Origin of the sequence: Mesobacillus jeotgali (assembly GCF_031759225.1) — a bacterium.
In the GTDB taxonomy this organism is placed as follows: Bacteria; Bacillota; Bacilli; order Bacillales; family Cytobacillaceae; genus Mesobacillus; species Mesobacillus jeotgali_B.
Window position 1 is genome coordinate 1,817,321 of record NZ_CP134494.1, and the last position, 26,606, is coordinate 1,843,926.

Below are 26,606 nucleotides of genomic sequence, written 5' to 3' on the forward strand. Positions count from 1 at the left end.
TAGCTGTGTTTGAAACCGTTTTATATGAAGTGCGGAATCAGGTAGCCTACATCACCCTGAACCGCCCTGATAAATTGAATGCCTTCACTCAGCAGTTGAACAAGGAAATCCAGAGTGCCATCAAGTCTGCTTCTCGCGATAAAGACGTAAGGGCACTGGTTATCACAGGTGCAGGCAGAGCTTTTTGCTCGGGGGAGGACCTGGCAGGTGTATCCGATGAGATGGACCATGGCGAAGTGCTTCGCAAACGCTATAATCCAATGCTGCTGGAACTTGATCGTTGTGAAAAGCCGGTGATAGCAGCTGTCAATGGTGTGGCGGCAGGAGCGGGGATGAGCCTTGCGCTCGCCTGTGATTTCCGGATTGCTTCCGAAAAAGCTAGTTTTGTAGAAGCGTTTATCCATGTCGGCCTTGTTCCGGATGCCGGCAATCTGTATTATCTTCCACGGCTCATCGGCCATGCGAAAGCGATGGAGCTTGCTGTATTCGGGGAGAAGATAGCGGCAGATAAGGCAAAGGATCTTGGGCTGGTTACGGAAGTCTATTCATTTGACAACTGGAACGACCATGTCGCTTCATTTGCAGAAAGACTGGCCAATATGCCAACAAAGGCAATCGGGCTGATTAAAAGGAATTTAAAGGCAAGCTGGCATTCTAACCTAGAAGACTATCTGGAGAGGGACGCCCAGAGCCAGAGGATTGCCGGGCAGACCGTCGACCATAAGGAAGGCGTCCAGGCATTCATGGAAAAAAGAAAACCCTTATTTAAAGGTGAATAAGAGAAGTATTCAATCTACTAAAAGGAGATGTTACGCGTGACAACAGTAAAAGAGCAAAAATTCGAAGCAATGGCAGTAAAACGCGAGACATATCAATTGATCATCAATGGAGTTCGCCAGGACAGTGTAAATGGTGAAACATACAAAGTGTACAATCCGGCGACAGGTGCGGAAGTTGCAACTGTGGCGAAGGCTTCAAAAGAAGATGCAGAGCTTGCAGTCCAGGCGGCCAGAAATGCGTTCGACTTCGGAAAGTGGCGTCATTTCCCTGTGAACAAGCGCTCCCGAACACTGAATAAAATCGCTTCTATTATGCGTTCCCGGTTCAATGAGCTCGTAGAGTTGGAGATTCTTGATACAGGTAAATCACTCGCTGCAGCACAGGGACAGGTAATGCAGGCAATCGAGGACTTTGAATTTTACGCAGGAGCCATCGTCAGCCACCGTGGTGCAGTAAACAGCATGCCTGGTGCATTCCAGAATATCACCGAAAAAGAGCCTGTCGGCGTTTGTGCCCAGATTATTCCGTGGAACTATCCTATGATGATGGCAGCATGGAAAATCGCTCCGGCAATCGCAGTCGGCTGTTCGGTTGTTGTAAAACCAGCTTCATTAACACCTTTGTCTGCCATTGTCCTTGGTGAGATTTGTATTGAAGCAGGCGTTCCGGAAGGCGTAGTGAATGTCATTCCTGGTTCAGGTTCTGTTGTCGGCAACTATCTTGTTGAACATGAAAAAGTCGACAAAGTTGCGTTCACAGGATCTACGCCAATCGGCAAGGATATCATGGCGAGAGCTTCCCAAACCCTAAAGCGCGTGACTCTTGAACTTGGCGGAAAGTCACCGAGCATCGTTTTTGAAGATGCGGATGTTGATGCTGCAGTAGCGGGCTCGCTATTCGGGATCTTCTACAATACAGGACAATCATGCGAAGCTCGTTCGCGTTTGTATGTACATGAAGATGTCTACGATGAGTTCATCGAGAAATTCGTAGCAAAAACAAAGCAGCTTAAGCTTGGCAACCCTTTTGATAAAGAAACGCATGTTGGTGCTGTCATCAGCCAGGACCAAATGGATGTCATCGACGGCTATGTGAAATCTGCGGTTGAAGATGGAGCACAAGTTCTGACGGGCGGTAAGGCTGCGAATCTGGAAGGCTATGAAAATGGCTTCTGGTATGAGCCTACCATCATCGCTGAAACAGATCACAGCATGAAGGCTGTAAAAGAAGAAATCTTCGGGCCAGTAGTCGTGGTCATGAAATTCAAGGATGAAAAGGAAGCTGTCAAACTGGCAAATGACAGTGAGTATGGACTTGGGTCTGCGATCTGGACAAAGGACTACGGCCGTGCTACAAGGGTTTCAAAGCAAATCCAGGCAGGTATCGTCATGATCAACTGCCCGTTCTCCGCTTTCCCTGGAACACCGTTCGGAGGCTACAAGCAATCCGGGTTCGGCCGTGAACTTTGCATCGAAACACTTGATTTATATACAGAAACAAAGAGTATCGTCTCTTACTACGGCAGCCGCCCGCTAAATCCGTTTAACGTCTAATCACGAGGCGAGCACTCTATGATCCGGGTGCTCGCCTTTCATTTTTAAGAACAGGGGGACTATATAATGAAGAAACTCGTCGTAATCGGTTCTGGCGTTATGGGCAGAGGTATCGCATATGTCAGCTGCCTTGGCGGATTTGAGACCGTACTGATTGATGTTGAAGAAAAACAACTTCAAAACGCGGAACAGGAAATCAACAGCATTTTTGATAAAGGGATTGCCCGCGGTAAAGTGACGCTAGACGATGCTGAAACTGCCAAAGCAAGATTAAAATATTCAAACTTCCTTGCCGAGAATGTCAAGGATGCAGATTTGATTATTGAGGCGGTACCTGAAAAGCTAGATATCAAGAAAACTATTTTCGAAGTGATTGACCAGCACGCACCGGAACATTGTCTGTTTGCGTCCAATACCTCAACAATGAGCCCGACGGAAATCGCTTCTTTTACGAAGCGCCCTGAAAAGGTCATTGCGATGCATTTCTTTAACCCGGTGCATAAAATGCCGCTTGTTGAAATCATCCGCGGTCTTGAAACGAGCGATGAAACAGCAGAAACAATCCAGAATGCTGCAATCCAAATGGGAAAGGAAACTGTCATCATCAATGAGTTTCCTGGCTTTGTCACAAGCCGGATCAGCGCGCTTGTTGGCAATGAGGCATTTTACATGCTTCAGGAAGGATTAGGCTCGCCAGAAGATATCGACAAAGCCATCAAGCTTGGGTTGAATTACCCGATGGGCCCATTCGAATTGGGCGATTTGGTAGGTCTTGATACACGCTTGAATAATTTGAAATACCTGCATGAGAAGCTCGGTGAAAAATATCGCCCGGCTCCATTGCTAGAGCAATATGTAAAAGCAGGCCGCCTTGGCAGGAAGACCGGGCGCGGTGTGTACGATTATAGAGAGTCAGTTACCACGAAATAAAGGGGGATGGCAATGAGAGAAGTTGTAATTGTCGATGCGGTCAGGACACCTATTGGAAGATACAACGGCAGTCTTCGTCACATCCGTCCGGATGATTTAGGGGCAATCGTCATCAAAGCATTGGTTGAACGCAATCCTAGCGTGCCAGCATCTCAAATTGAAGAAGTAGTTTTAGGCAATGCGAACCAGGCAGGCGAAGATAACCGGAATGTCGCAAGGATGTCCGGACTTTTGGCTGGACTGCCTGTAGAGGTAGCTGGGACAACCATCAACCGATTATGCGGTTCCGGCTTGGATGCGGTCAACTATGCGGCAAGGGCAATTTTAGCCGGGGAAGGCGAGATTTTCATTGCCGGCGGGACGGAAAGCATGACAAGGGCGCCATTCGTGATGGCAAAACCAGAAAAGGACTTTCCGCGCGGCAATATGGAGATGTTCGACACGACCATCGGCTGGCGTTTCGTCAACAGCAAACTGAAGGAAATGTACGGAACAGACAGCATGCCAGAGACAGCAGAGAACGTGGCGAAAAAGTATGGCATCTCAAGGGAGGCACAGGACGAATTCGCTGCAGAAAGCCAGCTTCGCGCACAAAATGCGGTGGAAGCCGGACGATTTGAAAACGAAATCGTTCCAGTTGTCTACGAAGATAAAAAGGGGAACAAGACAGTAATTGACCGAGACGAACATCCAAGGCCTGGAACAACGGTTGAAAAACTGGCAAAGCTGAAGCCTTTATTCAAGGATGGGACGATTACTGCAGGCAATGCATCTGGAGTGAATGATGGGGCGTCTTCATTGTTATTGATGAGCCGTGAGAAGGCTGAAGAGCTTGGACTGAAGCCGCTGGCTAAGTATATTGTGTCAGCGACAGCAGGATTGGAGCCTTCGATTATGGGTATGGGACCTGTCTATGCGGTCCAAAAGGCTCTGAAGCGTGCAAACTTATCTGTAGGGGATATGGACCTGATTGAATTGAATGAGGCGTTCGCTGCCCAGTCACTCGGATGCATCCAGGAGCTGGGGCTGGACCAATCCAAAGTCAATGTGAACGGAGGGGCAATTGCATTCGGCCATCCGCTCGGTGCAAGTGGTGCGCGGATTTTGACAACCCTTTTATATGAAATGAAAAAGCGGGATTCCAAGTACGGACTTGCGACCATGTGTGTAGGTGTAGGCCAGGGAATCGCCACAATTATCGAGAATATAGGAGAGAAATAAATGAACAACATCAAATTCCAGAAAGAACAGCATATTGCATATGTGACGATCGACCGTCCGGAATCACTGAACTGCTTCAATTATGAGACACTCCAGGAACTGGGGAATCTAGTAGACCGTTTGCATACAGATACCGACGTCAGAGTGGTCATTTTTACCGGTGCAGGCGAGAAAGCCTTCAGCGCAGGAGCGGACTTGAAGGAAAGGAAGCATCTTACTGAGGAAGAAGTGCGCCGTAATGTGAAAAAGATTCGTGATGTATTCAGTGCGATTGCTGAACTTCCGCAGCCTACGATTGCTGCAGTGAACGGCTTTGCTTTTGGCGGCGGCTTTGAACTGATGCTTGCCTGCGATTTTAAAATTGCCGCTGACAGTGCCTTAATGGGAATGACGGAGGTTAGCTGGGGAATCATTCCGGGTGCAGGGGGAACTCAGCGTCTGTCAAGGCTGATCGGTGAGATGAAAGCAAAGGAACTGATTTTTACAGCTAGAAAAATTTCTGCCGAGAAGGCTTATGAACTGGGGATTCTTACTGCTGTGGAATCAAGAGAGAATGTCATGACAGCCTGCAAGGAGCTTGCCGGAGAAATCCTCCAGAATGCACCGATTGCAGTAAGGCAGGCGAAGTATGCCATCCAGCATGGCAGCAGCACAGACCTGCAGACTGGTCTGGCAATTGAGTCTAAAGCTTATGAAGTAACGATTCCAACCAAGGATCGCGTTGAAGCACTGAACGCCTTCAGTGAAAAACGCAAGCCTGTTTTTACAGCACAATAAGTCCATAGGGAGAAATCCCTATGGTTTTTTCGCTTTTTGAGTAAAAAGTTTTTGCAAAATAATGATTATACTGTAAAATATTCTATAACGGTTTTATTACGTACAATAAAAACGGACGAGGATGACATAAGCTTGAATACTAGATCAATGATTTTTACCTTATACGGTGACTATATCTCCCATTATGGGAGCAAAATTTGGATTGGGAGCCTGATTCGGCTGCTGAATGAATTTGGACACAATGACCAATCGGTAAGAGCGGCGATTTCACGCATGAACAAGCAGGGCTGGGTGCAGGCCGAAAAGATTGGCAACAAGAGCTATTATTCCCTGACACCGCGCGGCCAAAAAAGGATCGACGAGGCAGGCAAGCGTATTTTTAAGTTGAAGCCAGAGGAATGGGATGGAAAATGGAGAATCCTCATGTACACAATTCCTGAAGAAATCCGCAATGTCCGTGATGAACTGCGCAAAGAACTGATTTGGAGCGGATTTGGATCGATGTCGAACAGTTTCTGGATTTCAGCTAATAATCTCGAGAGACAGGTCAGGGATTTGATCGAGAAGTATGAAATCGAGCAATATGTTGATTTCTTTGTTGCCGAGTACAAGGGCCCTCATGAAAATCTGCGCCTTGTTGAAAAAAGCTGGGACCTGAAGGAAATAAATGCGAAATACCAGGAATTCATCAGCGAGTACAGCCAGAAATACATCATCGATAAAAACAAAATCCAGAAGGGCAGCATGTCTGATGCAGAATGCTTCGTCGAGCGCACGAAGCTGGTCCATGAATACAGGAAGTTCCTCTTCTTCGACCCGGGCCTTCCTGAAGAACTTTTACCGGAAAAATGGCTCGGAAGCCACGCCGCCGCATTGTTCAGCGAATACTACAAAGAACTAGCAGAACCAGCATCCCGCTTTTTCGAATCCGTCTTCAAAGAAGGAAACGAAATCAAACATAAAGACGTGGACTATAACGTCATGGACCACCCGTATATACTAGAATAGCAACAAGCCATCCATGCCCTGTCTTGGATGGCTTTATTCAATCATATTGTCCTAAATAGCTTTAGGTTCTGACAGGTTTGTATTGGGAAGAGGAAAAGCTATCAGGAGAAGCTCGATGTTTTGACAGGTTTGCGGTGGAAAGAGGAAAAGCTGTCAAAAGAAGCTCGATGTTTTGACAAGTTTGCAGTGAAAAGAGGAAAAGCTGTCAGAAGAAGCCCGAAGTTCTGACAGGTTTGGTGAGAAAAGAGGAAAGGCTGTTAAAAGAAGCCCTATGTTCTGACAGGTTTGCAGTGGAAAGAGGAAAAGCTGTCAGAAGAAGCTCGAAGTTCTGACAGGTTTGATGTAAAAAGAGGAAAAGCTGTCAAAAGAAGCTCGAAGTTCTGACAGGTTTGATGTAAAAAGAGGAAAAGCTGTCAAAAGAAGCTCGAAGTTCTGCCAGGTTTGCAGTGAAAAGAGGAAAAGGTGACAGAAGAAGCTCGAAGTTTTGCCAGGTTTGATGTAAAAAGAGGAAAAGCTGTCAGAAGAAGCTCGAAGTTCTGACAGGTTTGATGTAAAAAGAGGAAAAGCTGTCAAAAGAAGCTCGAAGTTCTGACAGGTTTGATGTAAAAAGAGGAAAAGCTGTCAAAAGAAGCTCGAAGTTCTGCCAGGTTTGCAGTGAAAAGAGGAAAAGGTGACGGAAGAAGCTCGAAGTCTTGCCAGGTTTGATGTAAAAAGAGGAAAAGCTGTCAAAAGAAGCTCGATGTTTTGACAAGTTTGCAGTGAAAAGAGGAAAAGCTGTCAAAAGAAGCCCTAAGTTCTGCCAGGTTTGCAGTGAATAGAGGAAAAGCTGTCAGAAGAAGCTCATTGTTTTGACAGGTTTGCGGTGGGAAGAGGAAAAGCTGTCAGAAGAAGCTCGAAGTTCTGACAGGTTTGCAGTGAAAAGAGGAAAAGCTGTCAGAAGTAGGTGCGAATAAGGACACCCCTGGTATTTCTGAAGCTGATCTCATTTGTTTAGATTACATACGCGATTTATCTAAAATAACAGTCCTGGGAGGCAGAATATGAAAGTTCGAGAAAGAGGCATAATAGTTGGCAGGATGTTCCCTGGGATCAATAATTGTATAACCGATGTGCCGGGTGTGAAGGTTGGCCATGTGACCCTTGATTTCCCACTGGATGACAAAGGTGAGGAGTATGCTTGTACCGGGGTGACGGCAATCTTGCCGCATGGCGGTAATTTGTTCAAGGAGAAAGTTACGGCTGCGAGCTATGTCCTGAACGGATTTGGCAAAACGACTGGTCTCGTCCAGGTGAATGAACTCGGAACAATTGAGTCGCCAATAATGCTGACAAATACATTTGGAGTGCCGGCAGTAACCCAGGGAACGCTGGAGCACATGCTTGAACAAAATGAAGAGATTGGCGAGACGACTGGCACCATCAATATTGTCGTCGGGGAATGCAATGACAGTTATTTAAACTCAATCCGCCTTTTTCCGGTTAAGCCGGAACATGCCAAACAAGCAATCATGAAAGCTTCAGTGGATCCAGCAGAGGAAGGGGCCGTAGGTGCAGGAAAAGGCATGGTGTGCTTTGGCCATAAAGGAGGCATTGGGACGGCATCAAGAATGATTGATTCAGATGTTCCGTATACTATTGGCTGTCTAGTGCTCAGCAATTTTGGCAAAAAGGAAGAATTCAAGACAAGGAACTACGGTATTGGATCAATACATTCAGGACTTTCCGAGACAGCGGACGGTTCCATTATCATCATCCTTGCAACCGATGTCCCATTAAGCGATCGCCAGCTGTTGCGCCTTGCAAAGAGATGTGGAATTGGCCTAGGCCGGACCGGAAGCCATTTCAGTCATGGAAGTGGCGATATTGTGATTGCTTTTTCAACTGCCAATAAATCGATGCATGAGTCAGGAGATACCATGCAAACAAGCAGCACCATCAGGGATGATCATCCCTTGATGAACGATCTCTTCACGGCTTCAGCAGAAGCAACAGAAGAAGCTATCCTGAATTCATTATCACAGGCTTATTCGACTAAAGGGAGAAAAGGGAGAGTCATAGAGGCTTACCCTTTTTCTAGCCAATTTTAAAAGAAATATGATAAGTTTAAAAAAGCAAAACATGGAAGGAGAGATACATATGCGTGACAAAGAGACGTTGAAGCAAGAGATTCTTGAGGCTTTCCATTTTCGGCATGCCACAAAGGAATTCGATCCAAGCAAAAAGATTCCAGAAGAAGATTTCCGCTTTATCCTGGAGACAGGTCAGTTATCTCCAAGCTCTTTTGGTTTTGAACCATGGCGCTTTCTAGTGGTCCAGAGTGAGGAGCTTCGCGAGAAAGTAAAAAATACTGCCTGGGGAGCGTTTGGCAAGCTTCCGGAAGCAAGCCATTTTGTGATCCTCCTGGCGAGGACGAAAGTCGATACTAAATATGATTCAGAATATCTTCAGGATCATTTCAGAAACAAGAAAAAGATGCCTGAGGAATTCATGGCCAATTATCTCAAGCGCATCGAGGAATTCCAAAAGTCTGATTTTAAATTGCTCGACGGAGACCGCCCGCTGTTTGATTGGGCTTGCAGGCAAACGTATATCGTCCTGGCCAATATGATGACAGCGGCAGCGCAAATAGGAATTGATTCATGTCCAATAGAGGGCTTCAATTTTGAAAACATGAACAAACTTCTGGCAGATGAGGGATTGCTTGAAGATGGCCATTTCGGAATTTCCGTCATGTGTGCGTTCGGCTATCGTGTAAAAGAACCGAATCCGAAGACAAGAAGACCATTGGATGACATCGTCAAATGGGTTTAATAGAAGAGAGATTTTGTAACTGAAAAACAATGAGCCAGGCATTTGCCTGGCTCTTGTCTTTAGGTGATATTTTTTAAGCTTTCCCGGTATTCCTTACCCTTTTGCACATATGTATCGATCGATAATTGAATCAGCTCCAGGTCTTTATCGCCGATCTCCCTCACGACTTTACCCGGTGCGCCGACAACGAGAGAGCGTGGAGGGATTTTCTTCCCCGCTGGTATCAAAGTATTGGCCCCAATGATGCACTCTTCCCCGATTTCAGCTCCATCAAGGATAGTTGAGCCCATGCCAATAATGCATCGTTTTTTGATGGTGCAGCCATGAAGGATTGCATTGTGGCCGACAGTGACTTCATCTTCAATCACTAGAGGAGAGCCTTCATAAAGGTGGCATGTGACATTATCCTGGATGCTGCAGCTTTCGCCGATGGTGATCGTGTCCTCATCACCGCGCAGAACAGCATTGAACCACACGCTGGAATTCTTGCCGATTTTCACGTCTCCAATGATAAAACTTCCCGGTGCCTGAAAAACGGTTTCATCCACGACCGGTTTCTTATCAGAATAACTTAGAATCAATGAAAATTCCCCCTTTTCAATTGTCATAATTTTAGAACTAGTATAACATTAATTTAACGAAGGGGGAATTTTTGTGAATGGAATTACTTCTGTTCTGGGCATAAAATATCCAATCATCCAGGGTGGAATGGGCAATATCAGCAATGCCATTTTAACAGCTGCTGTTTCCGAAGCTGGCGGGCTTGGAACAATAGGCGCCGGTACGATGCCTGCTGAAGAAGTGGAGAAAATTATTCTTGAAACGAAATCGAGGACATCGAAGCCTTTTTCGGTGAATGTAGCATTAAGTGTTTCGCCGAATGTGGTGGAAATCCTTCGCCTGGCTGTCAAACATAAAGTGCAGACAGTAACATTATCAGCAGGGAATCCTGCTCCTTTCATCCCTAAGCTGAAAGAGGCTGGAGTCAAGATTATTACCGTTGTTGCCTCTGTGAAACAAGCAAAGAAAGCAGAAGCTGCAGGCGCTGATATTCTAGTTGCTGAGGGATATGAAGCTGCCGGTATTAACTCGAACCTTGAAACAACGACACTGGCACTGATTCCTCAGATTGTTGCACAGGTGAACATACCGGTTGTTGCAGCTGGCGGAATTGGTGACGGGAAGGGCCTTGCCGCTATGCTTGCGCTTGGAGCGAGTGGCGTCCAGATGGGAACGAGGTTCATCGCCACAAAGGAAGCTCCGTTCCATGAAAACTACAAGCAAAAACTTTTGCAGGCAAGTGACCATGAAACCGTTATAGTCGGAAGATCTGTAGGCAGAATTCGCAGGCTGTTGAATACTTCTTATGCAGGCAAACTGCTCGAGGCAGAAAAACAGGGTCTTACACCTGAAGAATTCGCCGAACTGACGACTGAGGAACTACATAAAAAAGGTGCACTGGAAGGCAGTGAGGACAACGGCTTCATGAATGGGGGCCAGGTGTCTGGACTGGTTTCAGATATCCCATCCGTACAGGAATTACTTGATCGTATGGTAAAAGAAGCAAAGGATCGTCTGAGAATAGCCGAATTATTACTATAATCTTTTCAAGGCATGCTTTCAATTGGAAGCATGCTTTTTTATGATACTTGAAATATTGCTTTTTAAATCAAGAACATTACCGAATGTTTTTTTTGTGAAAAATGAATGAAAGCGGTTAAATACAAGGTTTAACAGTCACTTTCGTGCTTAAAAGCGAAAAAGTTATATTATTTTTAAAAAACATCTTGATAGTTTCCTAAAGTGATGGTTTAATAATTAAAAATCATAACATACTAAATTTTCGGAATTTTGTTGACTTCAAATTATAGCTGGTGTTAATATAACGTTATATTTACGGTGTCTATAGTGAATATCATACTTTTTGGAATCGCTTTCAAAAAAGTCATCAAAATCTTTGCCTGCTGTGTTTAAATTGGTGTGTTCCGGCTGCTTGCAAGTGTAAGTCTACATAGTTTTACTGCCGGTTAAAAATATTCAAGGGGGATTTATATGAAAAAATCAGTAAAAGCTATTTCTCTTGTTCTTGCCAGTGCCTTGTTCATGGCTGGCTGCGGAGGAAATGAAGCATCAAATGGTTCTTCAGACAAAGATCAGTACAAGATTGGCCTGACTCAATTCGCGGAGCATCCATCGCTTGATGCTGCCACTGAGGGTTTTAAGAAAGCCCTTGAGGATAAAGGGTTCAAAGAGGGTGACAATGTAACGTATGACTTCCAGAATGCACAGGCAGACATGAATAACACAGCAAGCATCGCAAACAATTTTGTCGGCGATAAAGTCGACCTCATTTTCGCTAATGCTACACCAAGTGCCGTTGCAGCACTGAATGCAACGAAGGACATCCCGATCATTTTCACATCAGTAACAGACCCTGTCGGTGCAGGACTAGTCGAAGCATTCGATAAGCCTGGTGACAATATCACAGGAACGACAGACAATCATCCGGATGCTACGAAAAAGACAATTGATTTCATGACGAATGAAATTGGCGCGAAGAATATCGGCGTAATTTATAACGCTGGTGAGCAGAATTCTGAAGTCCAGCTTAAGGAAGTCAAGAAACTAGCGGAAGCAAATGGAGCGAAGGTCGTTGAAGCCTCAATCTCTACTTCAGCTGAAGTTAAGCAGGCTGCAGAATCCCTTGTCGGACGCGTTGATGCCATCTATGTTCCTACGGATAATACAGTCGTATCTGCACTTGAATCTGTTATTTCTGTAGCTAATGGTAAAAAGATCCCGTTATTCGTTGGCGAGCTTGATTCCATGAAGCGCGGAGCAGTTGCAGCCAGCGGTTTCAACTACTATGACATTGGTTACCAGTCAGGCTTGATGGCTGCTGAAATTTTATCAGGCAATAAAAAAGCTTCAGAGATCCCTGTTGAACTTCCGAAATCATTAACACTGACAATCAACAAAAAAGCTGCTGAAGAGCAAGGTGTTGAAGTCAAGGAAGAATGGGGAGACGACGCAGAGTTTTACGAAGAATAAGAGAAAGGATGATTCAACTTGTTTACTTCAATATTTGGAGCATTTGAGTCCGGCATTATCTATGCCATCATGGCTCTGGGTGTATACTTATCCTTTCGGGTACTAGATTTTCCGGACTTGACGGTTGACGGCAGCTTCGTAACTGGGGCTGCAGTTGCCGCCATCATGATTGTAAATGGCGCGAATCCATTTGCTGCTACGATGGTAGCACTGGTTGCCGGATTCATCGCTGGATGCTTGACAGGCATCATCCATACAGTTGGTAAGGTCAATGCGCTTCTATCGGGTATCCTGATGATGATCGCCTTGTATTCTATCAATCTAAGGATCATGGGAAAATCGAATGTCCCGCTGCTGAATACCGATACTGCCATGACAGCGGTGAGGGACTTTTTCGATAAAACAGGAATTGACGGTTTCTTCAACGGTATCCTGACGGCAGTGGGACTTGGCGACAGTCTCCCTAGAACATGGGGAATCCTTCTGTTCATGATCGTCGTGACGCTGGCAATCAAATTCCTTACGGATGCCTTCCTTAAAACAGAACTTGGACTTGCAATCCGGGCAACTGGCGACAACAAGAGAATGATTCGCAGTTTCTCTTCTAACACGAACCTGATGATCATCCTTGGCCTTGGTCTTTCGAATGCGATGGTTGCTTTTTCGGGAGCATTGATCGCCCAGCAGGGTGGTTTCGCTGATGTTGGTATGGGTATCGGGATGATTATCATCGGTCTTGCGTCTGTCATCATTGGTGAGGCTTTGTTCGGTACAAAATCGATTGCTAGAACAACACTCGCTGTAATTGGCGGAGCGATTATCTATCGAATCGTAGTCACGCTGGCACTAAGGGTAGAGTTCCTCGAGCCAGGTGACATGAAGCTGATCACAGCTATTATCGTAATTTTGGCATTGACTGCACCGAAAATGATAGAAAGCTATAAAGAGAAAAAACGGAAGGTGAAAAGACAGCTTGAGCACATGCAGATGGTAGCTGTTCCTTCTGAAGGAAAGGGTGAGGCTGGTGCTGCACTTAAATCAGATTCATAGAGTCTTCAATGAGGGTACTCCAGATGAGAAAATCGCCCTTGATAAGATAAATCTTACACTGGAAAAGGGAGACTTCGTCACAGTCATCGGAAGTAACGGAGCCGGAAAGTCAACGTTAATGAACGTGATTTCCGGTGTCATGATTCCAGACCACGGTCAGGTGGAACTGGATGGTAAGGATGTAACCTACATGTCTGAATACAACCGTTCAAAATTGATTGGCCGGGTATTCCAGGATCCGATGGCGGGAACGGCTCCAAGCATGACCATTGAAGAAAACCTGGCGATTGCCTATTCAAGGAACAAGCGCCGTACTCTCCGACGGGGCGTAACGAAAAAACGTCGTGAACTTTTCCAGGAAGTGCTTGAATCATTGCACCTGGGACTTGAAAACCGCCTGAATGCGAAGGTAGGCTTGTTATCAGGAGGAGAACGACAGGCATTATCCCTATTGATGGCTACATTCACAGAACCATCGATACTTTTACTGGATGAGCATACCGCGGCACTGGATCCAGCACGTGCCGAATTAATCACCAATCTAACAAAAGAAATCGTCGATAAATACCATCTCACTACACTGATGGTTACGCACAACATGCAGCAGGCACTCGACCTCGGAAACAGGCTGATCATGATGGACAAAGGCCAGATCATCCTGGAGGTAAATGAAGAGCAAAAAGCAAAGCTGACAATCGAAGACTTGCTAAAAGAGTTCCAGCGGATCCGCGGAACAAAAATGGCAAGCGACCGCGCATTGTTAGGCTAGACAAACATGACATTTGAAAAATTTTCGGGTTAGAAAAAGTCGAAATGATTCCGTTATTTTGGAATTATTCCGGCTTTTTTTACTCTTATTTGTTTTGTAATATGTTTAGCAACACCAGGTTGATTGGAACGGAAGGTGCGTAGACTCCTCCGAAAATGCTAACGCATTTCCATCGTGCGTGGGAAGGTTCGAGGAAGCACAATCAAAGTCCTGCGGGATCAGCGGGACAGGTGAGACCCCGCAGGCGCTTTGGCGCTGAGGAGGCTCACCGCACGCCCCGCGGAAAGCGAAGCAACCTGGAGTGGAAATCAACCGTCCAAATTTCTAAGCTATTACTTTAAGGGCTTTTCTGATGCATTGAAATAAGGCTGAGTTACATTATTATAGTACAAAAGTTGCTAGCTAAATATTATATCAATATCATTTTTAAGAAAATACCAAAATTTCTTACAATTTATTGACCATTTATTTAACGAAATGTTATGATTACGTTAAATAAACGTTATACATATTTGCAACTTGGAAAGGTGGGATATGATGCGAGATGGCTTGATCGCTGGGCATACGGCTTCCATCGATGTCATTGTTACACCAGATATGTTTGCCCGCTTTGAAGGAAAAGTCGTCCACCCGGTATACTCAACTGTTTCGATGGTATATCACATGGAGTGGGTATCGAGACAGATTATCATTCCCTTTTTAGAGGATCATGAAGAGGGTATGGGAGGCGCTGTGACTGTAAAACACATCGCACCATGTATCGAGGGTGCTGAGGTGACTGTAACCGCAACCGTTACGGCCCTAGAAGGAAATACAATCCTTACGAAAATAAAAGCTGAATGCAAAGGCCGTCTGATCGGAGTGGGAGAAGTCAAACAAGTAATCCTTCCTAAAGAGAAGATAACAGAATTACTTACAGGCAGCTAAAAATTTTTGCGCAAAAATGAAAGCGCTAACATGGTTTAACGGAATAAAGGGGGAAAGAACAATGGATATGTTCGAACAAATTCGTGAGCATGAGCAAGTAGTTTTTTGTAATGATGAAGCAACGGGTCTTAAGGCGATTATTGCAATCCATAGTACTCGGCTGGGGCCGGCTTTGGGCGGTTGCCGTATGTACCCTTATAAATCAGTTGACGATGCACTTGAAGATGTACTGCGTCTTTCCAAAGGCATGACGTATAAATGTGCTGCGGCTGACGTCGACTTCGGCGGAGGGAAGGCTGTCATCATTGGCGATCCTACAAAGGATAAGAGTCCAGAATTATTCAGGGCATTTGGCCAGTTTGTAGAGTCGATCCAGGGCCGTTTTTATACAGGAACAGACATGGGGACAGATCCTGAGGACTTTGTCCATGCACTAAAAGAAACGAATTGCATCGTTGGGGTCGATGAAGTTTATGGCGGCAGCGGTGATTCTTCAGTACCAACGGCTCAAGGCGTCATCTTTGGCTTGCAGGCAACGAGCAAGGCGCTTTGGGATACGGATGATTTGTCAGGGAAATCCTATGCGATCCAGGGTCTGGGCAAGGTTGGCTATAAGGTAGCAGAGTACCTGCTTGAAAATGGGGCAGACCTTTATGTAACCGACATCAACCAGAAAGCAATCGACCAGATTGTTCAGAAAGCCAAGGAAATGGGAGCGGGCATCAAGGTCGTAAACAGTGATGAAATCTATTCCCAGCCTGCAGACATTTTCATTCCGTGCGCAATGGGCGGAATCATTAACGATGAGACGATTCCCCAGCTTCAGGTCAAAGCGGTGGTTGGGTCAGCGAACAATCAGCTCAAAGAAGAAAGGCACGGCCACATCCTTCAGGAGAAAGGCATTCTTTATGCGCCTGATTACATCGTCAATGCTGGCGGATTGATCCAGGTAGCGGATGAGCTATATTCACCAAATAAGGAACGAGTCTTAAAGAAGACGAAGGCAATCTATAATTCTCTTTTAAATATTTACAGGCAGGCAGAGAGTGAAGGAATCACCACTGTTGAAGCGGCGAATAAATTCTGCGAAAACCGCATCGAAGCCAGAACAAGACGCAATAGCTTCTTCTCGCATATGAAGCGTCCTAAATGGGCAGTGAGGATGTAATAGATTCATAGACTTTTAAAAAAGGGTGAGCCGATGGAAAAGGATTTTCCGATTTTTCAAGTGATGGACCAAAACGGAAACATTGTGTCTGAGGAATATAAAGATTTGGTGACTGAGGAACGAGTGAAGAAGTTTTATTCCGAAATGGTAAGGATCCGGACGCTGGACAGGAAATCGATCAGTCTCCAGCGGCAGGGCAGAATTGGAACATATGCGCCTTTTGAAGGGCAGGAAGCATCCCAGGTAGGAACGGCTCTTGCGCTTGACAGTGAAGATTGGATGTTCCCAACCTACCGCGATCATGGTGCGGCAACTGTGTTTGGCCACTCCTTGAGAAATATTTTACTGTTCTGGAACGGGCGGAACGAGGGGTGTGTGCCGCCGGATGGAAAAAAAATCTTCCCGCCGGCTATACCAATCGCCACACAAATTCCGCACGCAGCTGGTGCTGCTTTTGCAGAAAAACAAAAAGGAACAAGGAATGCGGCCATTTGTTATTTCGGTGATGGAGCGACTTCGGAAGGGGACTTTCATGAAGGCTTGAATTTTGCCAGCGTCTTCAAATCTCCAGTCGTCTATTTTTGCCAGAATAATCAATACGCGATATCCGTCCCAATCAGTAAACAAATGAATTCCGCAACGATCGCTCAAAAATCGCTGGCTTATGATATTCCAGGTGTGAGAGTGGATGGAAATGATGTTTTTGCTGTTTTTGCTGAAACGGAAAAGGCGTTGGAACGTGCACGAAATGGCGAAGGCCCGACACTGATTGAAGCAATGACGTGGCGGTATGGATCCCATACAACCGCCGATGATGCTACAAAATATCGTGACCAGGGCGAGAGTGCACTCAAACGAATGGAAACTGATCCTTTGCTAAGGCTGGAACGCTGGCTGAAAAATGAAGGACTTTACGATGAAGCATGGGTGAAGGAAGTAGAAGAGCAGGCTGCTGCAGAAATTGACGCAGCTGTACAGGAAATGGAGAAGTTCCCTAAAGCCGACCCGGCCGTGATTTTTGACTATGTCTTTGAGAAGCCTACATGGACAATTGAGAAGCAAAAACGGGAGTACCTTGAACTGATCGGAGGTGAAGCATGATGGAAACAGCACTTCAGACAAAGACCTTGACCCTTGTCCAGGCGATCACCGATGGACTTGATACGATGCTTGGTGAAAGCAAGGAGGTCATCCTTCTTGGCGAAGATATCGGAAAAAATGGCGGGGTATTCCGTGCAACTGATGGCCTTCAGGAAAAGTATGGAGAGGATCGCGTCATTGACACTCCTTTAAGTGAAGCAGGTTTCGTCGGTGCAGCAATCGGCATGGCAGTGAATGGGTTCCGGCCAGTTGTGGAAATCCAGTTCCTGGGATTCATCTATCCTGCCTATGAACAAATCATGACCCATGCTTCAAGACTTCGGATGAGAACAATGGGCCATTATACGGTGCCGATGGTAATCCGGGCCCCATATGGCGCAGGTGTCCGCGCACCTGAAATTCATTGTGACAGCACGGAGTCACTTTTTACTCATATGCCGGGAATGAAGGTAGTTTGTCCGTCCAATGCCTATGACGCAAAAGGCTTGATGATCGCTGCAATTGAAGACCCGGATCCTGTCCTCTTTTTAGAACCGATGAGAAGTTATCGTTCCTCACGGGGTGAGGTTCCGGAAGGGAAGTATACGGTTGAAATAGGAAAAGGAAAGAAATTGACTGAAGGTGAAGATGTGACAGTCATTTCCTGGGGAGCCATGGTTCCGGTTGCGATGAAGGCTGCAGAAGAGATGAAACAAAAAGGTGTCAATTGTGAGGTCCTTGATTTAAGGACACTCTATCCAATCGACAAGGACCTTGTCATAGAGTCAGTCCAGAAGACTGGCCGAACGGTGATTGTCCATGAAGCTCATGCGACAGGAGGCACTGGCAGTGATTTGATTTCATTGATCAATGATGAGGCATTCCTTTACCAAAAGGCTCCTGCAGAAAGAGTGACAGGCTATGATACGCCTGTGCCGTATTTCGGGTTTGAAGATCATTATCTGCCGACGCCGAAAAGAGTCGCAGCTGCAATAGAGAAAGTAATGAAGTTTTAGGAGGCGTGCCGATGGTTGAAGTAAAGCTCCACGACATTGGGGAAGGCATGACCGAAGCGGACATCAACTGTTACCTGGTGAAGCCGGGGGACTTCGTCAAAGCGGATGATCCATTGGTGGAGGTCCAGACAGACAAGATGACCGCAGAGATTCCTGCTCCCCGCTCAGGTGTAATTAAAGAATTGCTGTTATCACCGGGGCAAACGGTACAAGTGGGGACTACCCTGCTGGTCATGGAAGACCGTTCCGGCGGAGATCATTCAGCAGAGTTCCAAAAGGGAACTCACATTGTAAAAAATGAAGCCGAACCTGCGGTTGCTGTATTGGACAGACCCGCTCAAGTTAGGGTCCCTGTTGGTGTGAGTGCAAGGTTAGGACAAATTCTTGCATCTCCTTATACAAGGAAAGTTGCCAGGGAAAACGGTGTCAATATAATGGAAGTCAAGGGAACAGGTCCAGCCGGCCGGATCATCGAAGAGGATATATTGGCCTTTGTTAAATTAAAAGAGGCTGGGGTTGCGAACACTTCGAAACCTGGTTTCGAGCATCAGGTTCCGAATGTTTCAGAAGCAGGTTCCGAACTGCAGGCTCCGACGCTTTCGGAAGCAGGTTCCGAAGAACATGATTCCGGCGTCCACAAGGATACATTGCCATTCCGCGGCCGCCGGAAGCAGATTGCGAAAAAGATGGTCCAGTCCCTTTACACCATCCCTCACTGCACACATTTTGAGGAAATTGATGTTAGCGAGTTGATCGCTTTAAGGGAAGAAATCAAGGCAGCCGGAAACTCTATTTCTGCTACTGCTTTCTTCATCAAAGCTCTTTCCATTGGGTTAAAAGAGTTCCCTGTTTTTAATGCGAAGCTTGATGAAGAGAATGAGAGCATCCAGCTGCTGCGTGAACATCATATCGGAATTGCCGTGGACACTCCGGATGGCTTGATTGTACCGGTTATCCGCAATGTGGAGAAAATGAACTTGAAGCAAATCCATGGTGAAATGAAGCGTCTGACAAAGCTTGCACTTGATGACAAGTTAACGGTCAAGGATATTTCAGGCGGAACATTCACGATAAGCAATGTCGGTCCGCTGGGCGGCAGCATTGGTGCTACACCAATCATCCAGCATCCGCAGACAGCGCTTGTTTCCTTCCATAAAACAAAGAAACGGCCAGTTGTCACGGATCAAGATGAAATTGCCATCCGTTCTATCATGAATCTGTCAATGGCGTTTGACCATAGAGTCGCAGACGGGGCTACGGCTGTTGCTTTTACCAACCGTTTCGCACAGCTGATTGAAAACCCGAAAATGATGCTGTTGGAATTAATGTAGCAGATAAGTAAACGGGCTCTTTAGTGCTCAAAAGCATTATAGCTTTACATCGCGCTCTTGAGAGTCAAGGAATAAATACTATAAAATTATTTTAAATATTAAAAATATTCTTTCAGGAGGTTTTACAATGCAAGAAAAAGTTATGGTATCTGGCCAAAGTACTGAAGACTTTTTTCCGGTCCAAGATGTTGATTATTTAGAGCTTTATGTAGGGAACGCCTAGCAGGCGGCACACTTTTTCCAGACGGCTTTTGGTTTTAAGGTAGTTGCTTATTCCGGGCTGGAGACAGGCAACCGCGAAACAGCCTCCTTTGTTCTCCAGCAGCGCAAGATCCGCCTTGTTGTGACTGGAACATACAATGACTCTTCCCGTGTAGCTCAGTTTGTAAAAACTCACGGCGATGGCGTTAAGGATATCGCGCTTGCTGTTGATGATGTCGAGAAGGCATATGAGGGAGCGGTTAAGCGAGGAGCAATTGAAATCCAGCCTCCGCATGAGGTTTCTGATGAACACGGGACGTTAAAAAAGGCAGTCATCGGTACATATGGTGACACAATCCATACTTTAGTCGAAAGAAAAGATTATAAAGGTATTTTCATGCCCGGCTATGTTGAGCACGAATCAGCTGTTCCTGTGAATGACGCAGGTTTCATTGGCATCGACCATGTTGTTGGCAATGTTGAGAGAATGGAAGAATGGGTTAATTATTATGCGAATGTCATGGGCTTCAAGGAAATGAAGCACTTCACAGATAAGGATATCGTGACCGAGTATTCAGCGCTGATGTCCAAGGTTATGCACAATGGCGGACGCATCAAATTCCCAATCAATGAACCGGCAGAAGGAAAGCGCAAATCGCAAATCCAGGAATACCTTGAATTCTACAACGGACCTGGCGTACAGCATCTGGCGATTTTGACAGAGGACATTGTCAGCACTGTAGCTCAATTGCGTAAAAATGGTGTGGAATTCCTGAGCACTCCTGATTCTTACTACGAAATGCTTTCGGAGCGCGTAGGAGAAATTGATGAAGAAATCGATAAGTTGAAAGAGCTTAGTATTTTAGTAGACCGTGATGACGAAGGCTATTTGCTGCAGATCTTCACAAAACCGATTGTAGACCGTCCGACGCTGTTCATTGAAATCATCCAGCGTAAAGGAGCTAGAGGCTTCGGTGAAGGAAACTTCAAAGCGCTATTCGAATCAATCGAACGTGAACAGGAAAGACGCGGCAACCTTTAATAGCCGGGAGAGAAGGGGGCGGTTCGCTCCCTTTTCGTTATAAATGCGACTGTGAAATGGGGGATAATCTTGAATGTAAAAGCAAGAGCAGAACTGGAAGGCATCACACCATATGCCCTCGGCCAAAGCATTGAGGAAATCAAGGAATTGTATGGAATCACGACAGTCAGGAAGCTTTCGGATAATGAAAATGTATATGGTACTTCGCCAAAAGTGAAGGAAGCAATCATGCAGGCATCTGCTAACCTGGCATTTTATCCGGACGGAATGACTTCAGGGATTGTTGAAAAACTTTCCGTCCATTATCAATTGGACCCAAAGCATTTTATGGTATCCAATGGTTCGGAGGAAATCATCCGCCTGCTGACAAGAGCGTATATTGATAAAAGTGACGAAGCGGTGATGGCAGAGGTAACTTTCCCTAGGTATAAAACGAATGTTGTAATTGAGGGCGGGAGAGCTGTCACTGTTCCGATGATAGATGGCAGGCATGATCTTAAAAAAATGCAGGAAGCGATCATCAATAATACGAAAATGGTGTTCGTCTGCAATCCAAACAATCCAACCGGGACGATTGTGGCTAAACAAGAATTGTTTGAGTTTATCGATAATGTGCCTTCAAATGTTCTGATTATCATGGACGAAGCTTATTTTGAATATGCTGACTCCGAGGAATATCTTGATACGATGCCATTGCTTAAGCAATATAAAAATCTTGTAATCCTGAGGACTTTTTCAAAAATCTATGGCCTTGCCAGTTTGCGTGTCGGCTATGGTGTCATGCATGAAGACATTGCGAAAGAGCTTCACAAAGTCAGGGATGTATTCAATGTCAACCAGCTGGCCCAGGCGGCAGCGATGGCAGCGATTGAGGATCAGGCTTTCGTCCAGGACTGCTCAGCTAAAAATAGTGCAGAAAGAGACTTCTTGAAAGAGAAGTTCAAAGAGCTGGAGATTGATAGTTTCCCTTCGCAATCCAACTTCTTGTTTGCCTTCACGAACAGGCCGGTCATCAAGACGCTCACGGAAAATGGTGTCCTCGTCAGACAAATGCAGCTTCCGGGTTATAAAGAAGCATTCAGAATCACACTAGGCAGCCGTGAAGACCATGAATTCATCCTGCACATCGTCAGCCAGCTTTTTCATGAAAGGGCGGTGTAAGCCTTGGAAATCAAAACTGATCAACTTGAATGGAGAGACGCATACAAGCTATTGCAAGGTTCTGTCCTGCCAAGGCCCATTGCCTTTGTTTCCAGCCAAGATGAAAACGGAAACGCCAATTTGGCTCCATTCAGTTTTTTTACCGTCATCAGTGCGAATCCGATGATGGTCTGCTTCTCCCCAATGAGAAGAGGGACGGATGGTGCAAAGAAGGATACATTGAGGAATATTGAAAGCACAAATGAGTTCGTCATCAATATTGTCAGTGAAGAGTTCGTTCAGCAGATGAATGACTGTGCGACTGAATTTCCGTCAGAAGTCGATGAATTCGATGCTTCCGGACTGACAAAGGTTGACAGCGTGGCAGTTAAACCATCTCGGGTAAAGGAATCGAAGGTCCATCTCGAATGTGTTCTCGATCAAGTCCTTCACTTTGGCGGGGAAGAAGCCGGGTCTGGCAGTCTTGTCATTGGAAAGGTCGTCCATGTACATGTCGATGATGATCTTTATGAAAACGGACGCATCAATTCGGAAAAATTGAATCCGGTGGGAAGGCTGGCGGGTGCAACCTATACTCTGCCGCTGGCAAAGACCTTTGAGCTTCAAAGAAAATAGGTGATTTCATGAAATTTATTACGTTTACGAAAAAAGACGGAAAAGTGAGTGCAGGGTGGATCAATTCACGGAATGAAGCTGTCGATATGCAAGAAGCATCAGACGGAACGTTGCCTGATAATATGCTGGCATTCATTGAAAACCAAGAGCATTTTATGGAATACCTTGAAAACAAAAAGGCCCTCATTGAGACAGGGAATGGGACTTTACCACTTGAAGAAGTCACCTTGAAAGCGCCGCTGCCTAATCCGAAGAGCGTCCGGGATTTTTACGCATTTGAGCAGCATGTGAAAACAGCCAGGGAGAACCGAGGCCTTGAAATGATTCCTGAATGGTATGAGATCCCGGTGTTCTATTTTACCAACCATCTTGCCATCAAGGGGCCAGAGGAAGAAATCAGGCGGCCGCAAAACTGCGAGTGGCTCGATTATGAACTGGAGATCGCCTGTGTCATCGGCAAGGAAGGCCGGAATATCAAGGCTGAGGATGCTGAAAAACATATTTTTGGCTTTTTTATCATGAATGACTGGAGTGCCCGTGATCTGCAGCGGAAGGAAATGAAGGTCGGACTTGGTCCGGCGAAGGGCAAGGATTTTGCGACATCCTTCGGTCCCTACCTGGTCACGAAGGATGAATTGATGTCCCGCAAATCTGCGAAAGGCTTTGATTTGCAAATGATAGCAAGGGTGAATGGGAAAGAGCTTTCGAGCGGAAATGTGAAGGATCTCTATTATTCCTTCGGCGAGATGATTGAGCGTGCTTCCGCAGGGACGACACTGTATCCGGGAGAGGTAATCGGCTCAGGTACAGTGGGAACAGGATGTATCCTCGAATTGGGTACAGATGTTTACCGCTGGCTCGAGCCCGGAGATGAAGTAGAACTTGAGATTGAAGAGCTTGGTGTCCTGAGAAATAAAATTATTCAAGACTAGAAAGAAGGTGTTTATATGTATTACCGCCAGCTGGGAGAAATCCCGAAGAAACGCCATACGATTTTTAAAAAGGAAGACGGTTCGCTATTCCGCGAGCAGGTAATGGGAACGAAAGGCTTTTCCGGCACGCAGTCAATCCTTTATCATCACCATATGCCGACAGAGGTAGTGAAAAGTGAATTGATCGGCAGTTACATGCCTGAATATGAGGAACAGGAATCACTGAACCACAGGCACTTCTTAACCGACCAGATTGCGAAAACAGGGGATGCTTTAAGCGGGAGGGAATATATACTTGGTAATGATGATCTCCTGATTGGGTTTGCGAATATCAATGAACCAATGAAGCTATTCTACCGGAATGGTGATGGAGATGAGATGTTCTTTTTCCATCATGGCTCCGGCAAGGTGGAAACAATGTTCGGTACATTGAACTATCGCCCAGGTGACTATGTGGTAATCCCGATCGGGACGATATATCGTGTGGTGCCAGATGATTCAGAAATGACTAAAGCGCTGATTGTGGAATCGTTCAGCCAGATCACGACTCCTCGTCGCTATCGAAATGAATATGGGCAGCTGCTCGAGCATAGTCCATTCTGTGAACGTGATATCCGCGGACCGGAAACACTCGAAACTTTCTCTGAAAAAGGGGAGCATGAGGTGATCACCAAGACACGGGGCCATCTGCATCGCCATGTGTTGAACCATCACCCGCTGGATGTTGTCGGCTGGGATGGCTATCTGTATCCATGGGCTTTCAATATTGAGGACTTCGAGCCAATTACTGGACGGATCCATCAGCCGCCTCCGGTCCACCAGACGTTCGAAGGCCATAACTATGTGGTATGTTCCTTCGTGCCAAGGTTATACGACTACCATCCTGAAGCGATTCCTGCTCCATATTACCACAGCAATGTGAACAGTGATGAGCTGCTGTACTATGTGGAGGGCAACTTCATGAGCCGCAAAGGAATCAAGGAAGGGTCGATTACATTGCATCCAAGCGGAATCCCGCACGGGCCGCATCCGGGCAAGACAGAAGCAAGCATCGGGAAAAAAGAAACTTTGGAGCTTGCTGTCATGATCGATACATTCCGCCCGTTGAAAACGGTAAAGAAATCCAAGGAAATCGAAGACAACCAGTATATGTATACCTGGATAGAAAAATAAGGGGAAGACGACCAATTCGCTATGAAGCGAGTTGGTTTTTTTGTGTGGAGAAACTGGAAAAAATCCGCGGTTTTTTCCAGTTCGCCAATAAAATTGTTATTTTCGCCAATAAAGGTGTGAACATCGCCAATAAAATCATTTTTTCGCCAATAAATAGGTGGAAATCGCCAATAAAATGAAATTATCGCCAATAAAATTGTATGGGTACTGCTTTGGGGGTATATAAATGATGTACTTTTTCCAGGTCAACCAAATAATCGGAAAATCAATAGGCAATACTAACAAAATCGACTACGGATTAGGAGGATCTGATGTGAGTTTATCTATTTTCGCCTTGGGCGGTATCAATGAAATCGGGAAAAATATGTATGTTGTCCAGTATGAGGACGATATTTTTGTGATTGACTGTGGAGGGAAGTTTCCTGATGAAAGTTTATTGGGAATCGATTTGATTATCCCGGAAATGACTTGTCTTGAAGAAAATAGAGAGAAAATCCGCGGCCTGATTGTGACTCATGGTCACGAGGACCATATTGGCGGGGTCCCTTACTTTTTCAAAAAGCTAAAGGCACCTGTTTATGCAACAAATTTCACTCTTGGTTTAATTGAACTCAAACTGAGTGAACACAAGCTTTTAAGAGGAACTGAGCTCAATAAAATCAACTCAGACTCACAACTGGATTTCGGCAAGGTGAAAGTTTCTTTTTTCAAAGTGAGCCATAGCATCCCGGATTGCTTGGGAATAGTGTTCCACACTCCAGAGGGGAATGTTGTCCATACGGGAGACTTCAAATTCGACTTGACGCCTGCCAATGACGAACAATCCGAAATTCATAAGATGGCGAAGATTGGAACGGAAGGTGTAATGGTGCTGCTGTCAGAAAGCACAAATGCAGAGCGCACCGGATTGACACCGTCTGAACGTATGGTAGCAAGCCATCTTGAGGAAGCTTTCATGAAAGCGGAAGGGAAAATCTTTGTTTCGACATTTGCATCAAACGTTAATCGGGTTCAGCAGGTTGTCGAGGCAGCGATCAAGACGGACCGGAAGCTAGCATTGCTTGGCAGGAGTATGGTTAATGTAGTGGATGTGGCGATCGAAAGAGGATATTTAAATGTTCCTGAAGGTATGCTGATCGAACCTCATGTTGTCGACCAATTGGATCCTGACAAAGTGGCGATCCTGTGTACAGGCAGCCAAGGTGAGCCGATGGCAGCACTTTCCCGTCTTTCTTCCGGGAATTACCGCGATGTCTCGATCTATCCAGGTGATACCGTCATCATGGCGGCGTCACCCATTCCAGGAAATGAAAAGGATGTTTCCAAAATCATAGATAATTTATTCAAGCTCGGGGCGAAAGTCATCTACGGCTCCGGCAGCACAACAGGGATGCATGTTTCCGGTCATGGCTACCAGGAAGACCTTAAGCTGATGCTGACCCTGATGAAGCCTAAATATTTCATCCCGATCCATGGGGAATACAGGATGCTGCATCATCATCGCTTGCTTGCGGAATCTGTTGGCGTAGAAAAAGGAAATACATTCATTGTTCGAAATGGGGATATCGTTGACATTGAAAACGGTGAGGCGCGCCAGACACGAAATGTTCCAGCAGGTGATACGTACGTTGATGGCGTAAGCGTAGGCGATGTTGGCGAAATCGTTCTCCGGGACAGGAAGCAGTTATCTGAGGACGGAATGCTGGTCATTGTCCTGACATTGAGTAAAGCAGAACGGAAAATCATTTCCGGTCCGGATACGATTTCACGTGGGTTTGTTTTTGTGAAAAATTCCGAGGACCTGATGAGAGATGTTAATAAGTTGGTGACCAAAACAGTAACCGAACTTCAAGAAGACAATGTGCATCGCTGGAATGTCATTAAGCAAGGAATCAAAAAGGCAGTGGGCCAGCATATCTTCCAACAGACTAGAAGAAAGCCGATGATTCTGCCAATCATTATCGAAATTTAATTTTCCCTGATGGACCAGGTACTATCATATGTGCCTGG

23 protein-coding genes and 1 pseudogene are annotated in these 26,606 nt (G+C 45.7%); 23 read left to right on the forward strand and 1 reads right to left on the reverse strand.

Annotation, left to right across the window (positions count from 1 at the left end; translation table 11 throughout):
• The first annotated feature begins 5 nt into the window (after positions 1 to 5).
• From RH061_RS08945 to RH061_RS08980, 8 genes are all read left to right on the forward strand, one after another.
• Positions 6 to 779: an enoyl-CoA hydratase-related protein gene (locus tag RH061_RS08945; RefSeq protein WP_311075503.1), complete on the forward strand. Its 774-nt coding sequence runs from the start codon at positions 6 to 8 to the stop codon at positions 777 to 779.
• Positions 780 to 815: 36 nt separating this feature from the next.
• Positions 816 to 2,333: an aldehyde dehydrogenase family protein gene (locus RH061_RS08950; RefSeq protein ID WP_311075505.1), complete on the forward strand. Its 1,518-nt coding sequence runs from the start codon at positions 816 to 818 to the stop codon at positions 2,331 to 2,333.
• 66 nt (positions 2,334 to 2,399) lie between these two features.
• Positions 2,400 to 3,263 carry a 3-hydroxyacyl-CoA dehydrogenase gene (locus tag RH061_RS08955; protein WP_396654865.1) on the forward strand — a complete coding sequence of 288 codons (864 nt, stop codon included), beginning with the start codon at positions 2,400 to 2,402 and terminating at the stop codon, positions 3,261 to 3,263.
• Positions 3,264 to 3,275: 12 nt separating this feature from the next.
• Positions 3,276 to 4,484 (forward strand): 3-oxoadipyl-CoA thiolase, encoded by a 1,209-nt coding sequence (gene pcaF / locus RH061_RS08960; protein WP_311075506.1) that lies wholly within the window; start codon positions 3,276 to 3,278, stop codon positions 4,482 to 4,484.
• A complete protein-coding gene (locus tag RH061_RS08965) occupies positions 4,485 to 5,261 on the forward strand; it encodes an enoyl-CoA hydratase-related protein (protein ID WP_311075507.1) in 777 nt (258 codons plus the stop codon).
• 132 nt (positions 5,262 to 5,393) lie between these two features.
• Positions 5,394 to 6,269 carry a phenylacetic acid degradation operon negative regulatory protein PaaX gene (gene paaX / locus RH061_RS08970; RefSeq protein WP_167832925.1) on the forward strand — a complete coding sequence of 292 codons (876 nt, stop codon included), beginning with the start codon at positions 5,394 to 5,396 and terminating at the stop codon, positions 6,267 to 6,269.
• 1,040 nt (positions 6,270 to 7,309) lie between these two features.
• On the forward strand, positions 7,310 to 8,356 hold the full coding sequence (locus RH061_RS08975) for a DmpA family aminopeptidase (RefSeq protein WP_311075508.1): 1,047 nt from the start codon (positions 7,310 to 7,312) through the stop codon (positions 8,354 to 8,356).
• Positions 8,357 to 8,405: 49 nt separating this feature from the next.
• On the forward strand, positions 8,406 to 9,080 hold the full coding sequence (locus RH061_RS08980; RefSeq protein WP_311075509.1) for an NAD(P)H-dependent oxidoreductase: 675 nt from the start codon (positions 8,406 to 8,408) through the stop codon (positions 9,078 to 9,080).
• A gap of 59 nt (positions 9,081 to 9,139) precedes the next feature.
• On the opposite strand, the gene RH061_RS08985 is transcribed toward RH061_RS08980, so the two are convergent.
• Positions 9,140 to 9,661, reverse strand: a complete 522-nt coding sequence (locus RH061_RS08985) for a gamma carbonic anhydrase family protein (protein ID WP_311075510.1) — start codon at positions 9,659 to 9,661, stop codon at positions 9,140 to 9,142.
• 73 nt (positions 9,662 to 9,734) lie between these two features.
• Between RH061_RS08985 and RH061_RS08990 the strand changes: the two genes are divergently transcribed.
• The 15 genes and pseudogenes from RH061_RS08990 (at position 9,735) to RH061_RS09060 (ending at position 26,568) form a co-directional block, all read left to right on the forward strand.
• Complete coding sequence (locus RH061_RS08990; protein ID WP_311075512.1) at positions 9,735 to 10,682, forward strand: NAD(P)H-dependent flavin oxidoreductase; 948 nt, start codon at positions 9,735 to 9,737, stop codon at positions 10,680 to 10,682.
• Positions 10,683 to 11,132: 450 nt separating this feature from the next.
• Positions 11,133 to 12,131, forward strand: coding sequence for an ABC transporter substrate-binding protein (locus RH061_RS08995; protein WP_311075513.1), 999 nt, complete (start codon positions 11,133 to 11,135; stop codon positions 12,129 to 12,131).
• Between the two features lie 18 nt (positions 12,132 to 12,149).
• Entirely contained in the window at positions 12,150 to 13,181 is a 1,032-nt protein-coding gene (locus tag RH061_RS09000) for an ABC transporter permease (protein ID WP_311075514.1), read from the forward strand.
• On the forward strand, positions 13,156 to 13,950 hold the full coding sequence (locus tag RH061_RS09005; RefSeq protein ID WP_311075515.1) for an ABC transporter ATP-binding protein: 795 nt from the start codon (positions 13,156 to 13,158) through the stop codon (positions 13,948 to 13,950). Before RH061_RS09000 ends, RH061_RS09005 begins: the two co-directional genes overlap by 26 nt.
• Before the next feature lie 537 nt (positions 13,951 to 14,487).
• Entirely contained in the window at positions 14,488 to 14,877 is a 390-nt protein-coding gene (locus RH061_RS09010; RefSeq protein ID WP_311076332.1) for a thioesterase family protein, read from the forward strand.
• A 61-nt stretch (positions 14,878 to 14,938) separates the two neighbouring features.
• A complete protein-coding gene (locus tag RH061_RS09015; protein WP_311075516.1) occupies positions 14,939 to 16,045 on the forward strand; it encodes a Leu/Phe/Val dehydrogenase in 1,107 nt (368 codons plus the stop codon).
• A 33-nt stretch (positions 16,046 to 16,078) separates the two neighbouring features.
• A complete protein-coding gene (pdhA, locus tag RH061_RS09020) occupies positions 16,079 to 17,146 on the forward strand; it encodes a pyruvate dehydrogenase (acetyl-transferring) E1 component subunit alpha (RefSeq protein WP_311075518.1) in 1,068 nt (355 codons plus the stop codon).
• Positions 17,146 to 18,141, forward strand: coding sequence for an alpha-ketoacid dehydrogenase subunit beta (locus RH061_RS09025; protein ID WP_311076334.1), 996 nt, complete (start codon positions 17,146 to 17,148; stop codon positions 18,139 to 18,141). Before pdhA ends, RH061_RS09025 begins: the two co-directional genes overlap by 1 nt.
• A gap of 11 nt (positions 18,142 to 18,152) precedes the next feature.
• Complete coding sequence (locus RH061_RS09030; RefSeq protein WP_311075519.1) at positions 18,153 to 19,472, forward strand: dihydrolipoamide acetyltransferase family protein; 1,320 nt, start codon at positions 18,153 to 18,155, stop codon at positions 19,470 to 19,472.
• A gap of 127 nt (positions 19,473 to 19,599) precedes the next feature.
• A pseudogene (gene hppD / locus RH061_RS09035) lies at positions 19,600 to 20,715 on the forward strand (4-hydroxyphenylpyruvate dioxygenase).
• Positions 20,716 to 20,784: 69 nt separating this feature from the next.
• Positions 20,785 to 21,876: a histidinol-phosphate transaminase gene (hisC, locus tag RH061_RS09040; RefSeq protein ID WP_311075520.1), complete on the forward strand. Its 1,092-nt coding sequence runs from the start codon at positions 20,785 to 20,787 to the stop codon at positions 21,874 to 21,876.
• A 3-nt stretch (positions 21,877 to 21,879) separates the two neighbouring features.
• Complete coding sequence (locus RH061_RS09045) at positions 21,880 to 22,491, forward strand: flavin reductase family protein (RefSeq protein WP_311075521.1); 612 nt, start codon at positions 21,880 to 21,882, stop codon at positions 22,489 to 22,491.
• An 8-nt stretch (positions 22,492 to 22,499) separates the two neighbouring features.
• Entirely contained in the window at positions 22,500 to 23,423 is a 924-nt protein-coding gene (locus RH061_RS09050) for a fumarylacetoacetate hydrolase family protein (RefSeq protein WP_311075522.1), read from the forward strand.
• Positions 23,424 to 23,438: 15 nt separating this feature from the next.
• Positions 23,439 to 24,596 (forward strand): homogentisate 1,2-dioxygenase, encoded by a 1,158-nt coding sequence (locus tag RH061_RS09055; protein WP_311075524.1) that lies wholly within the window; start codon positions 23,439 to 23,441, stop codon positions 24,594 to 24,596.
• A gap of 364 nt (positions 24,597 to 24,960) precedes the next feature.
• Positions 24,961 to 26,568, forward strand: coding sequence for a ribonuclease J (locus tag RH061_RS09060; protein WP_396654890.1), 1,608 nt, complete (start codon positions 24,961 to 24,963; stop codon positions 26,566 to 26,568).
• The last annotated feature ends 38 nt before the right edge of the window (positions 26,569 to 26,606 follow it).

What these genes read in the sequence shown, in the direction of transcription:
- RH061_RS08955 (WP_396654865.1), top strand. Translation starts at nt 2,400, where the DNA reads ATGAAGAAACTCGTCGTAATCGGTTCTGGCGTTATGGGCAGAGGTATC.
- pcaF (WP_311075506.1), top strand. Translation starts at nt 3,276, where the DNA reads ATGAGAGAAGTTGTAATTGTCGATGCGGTCAGGACACCTATTGGAAGA.
- RH061_RS08965 (WP_311075507.1), top strand. Translation starts at nt 4,485, where the DNA reads ATGAACAACATCAAATTCCAGAAAGAACAGCATATTGCATATGTGACG.
- RH061_RS08975 (WP_311075508.1), top strand. Translation starts at nt 7,310, where the DNA reads ATGAAAGTTCGAGAAAGAGGCATAATAGTTGGCAGGATGTTCCCTGGG.
- RH061_RS08980 (WP_311075509.1), top strand. Translation starts at nt 8,406, where the DNA reads ATGCGTGACAAAGAGACGTTGAAGCAAGAGATTCTTGAGGCTTTCCAT.
- RH061_RS08995 (WP_311075513.1), top strand. Translation starts at nt 11,133, where the DNA reads ATGAAAAAATCAGTAAAAGCTATTTCTCTTGTTCTTGCCAGTGCCTTG.
- RH061_RS09010 (WP_311076332.1), top strand. Translation starts at nt 14,488, where the DNA reads ATGCGAGATGGCTTGATCGCTGGGCATACGGCTTCCATCGATGTCATT.
- RH061_RS09015 (WP_311075516.1), top strand. Translation starts at nt 14,939, where the DNA reads ATGGATATGTTCGAACAAATTCGTGAGCATGAGCAAGTAGTTTTTTGT.
- pdhA (WP_311075518.1), top strand. Translation starts at nt 16,079, where the DNA reads ATGGAAAAGGATTTTCCGATTTTTCAAGTGATGGACCAAAACGGAAAC.
- RH061_RS09025 (WP_311076334.1), top strand. Translation starts at nt 17,146, where the DNA reads ATGGAAACAGCACTTCAGACAAAGACCTTGACCCTTGTCCAGGCGATC.
- RH061_RS09030 (WP_311075519.1), top strand. Translation starts at nt 18,153, where the DNA reads ATGGTTGAAGTAAAGCTCCACGACATTGGGGAAGGCATGACCGAAGCG.
- RH061_RS09050 (WP_311075522.1), top strand. Translation starts at nt 22,500, where the DNA reads ATGAAATTTATTACGTTTACGAAAAAAGACGGAAAAGTGAGTGCAGGG.
- RH061_RS09055 (WP_311075524.1), top strand. Translation starts at nt 23,439, where the DNA reads ATGTATTACCGCCAGCTGGGAGAAATCCCGAAGAAACGCCATACGATT.
- RH061_RS09060 (WP_396654890.1), top strand. Translation starts at nt 24,961, where the DNA reads ATGTATGTTGTCCAGTATGAGGACGATATTTTTGTGATTGACTGTGGA.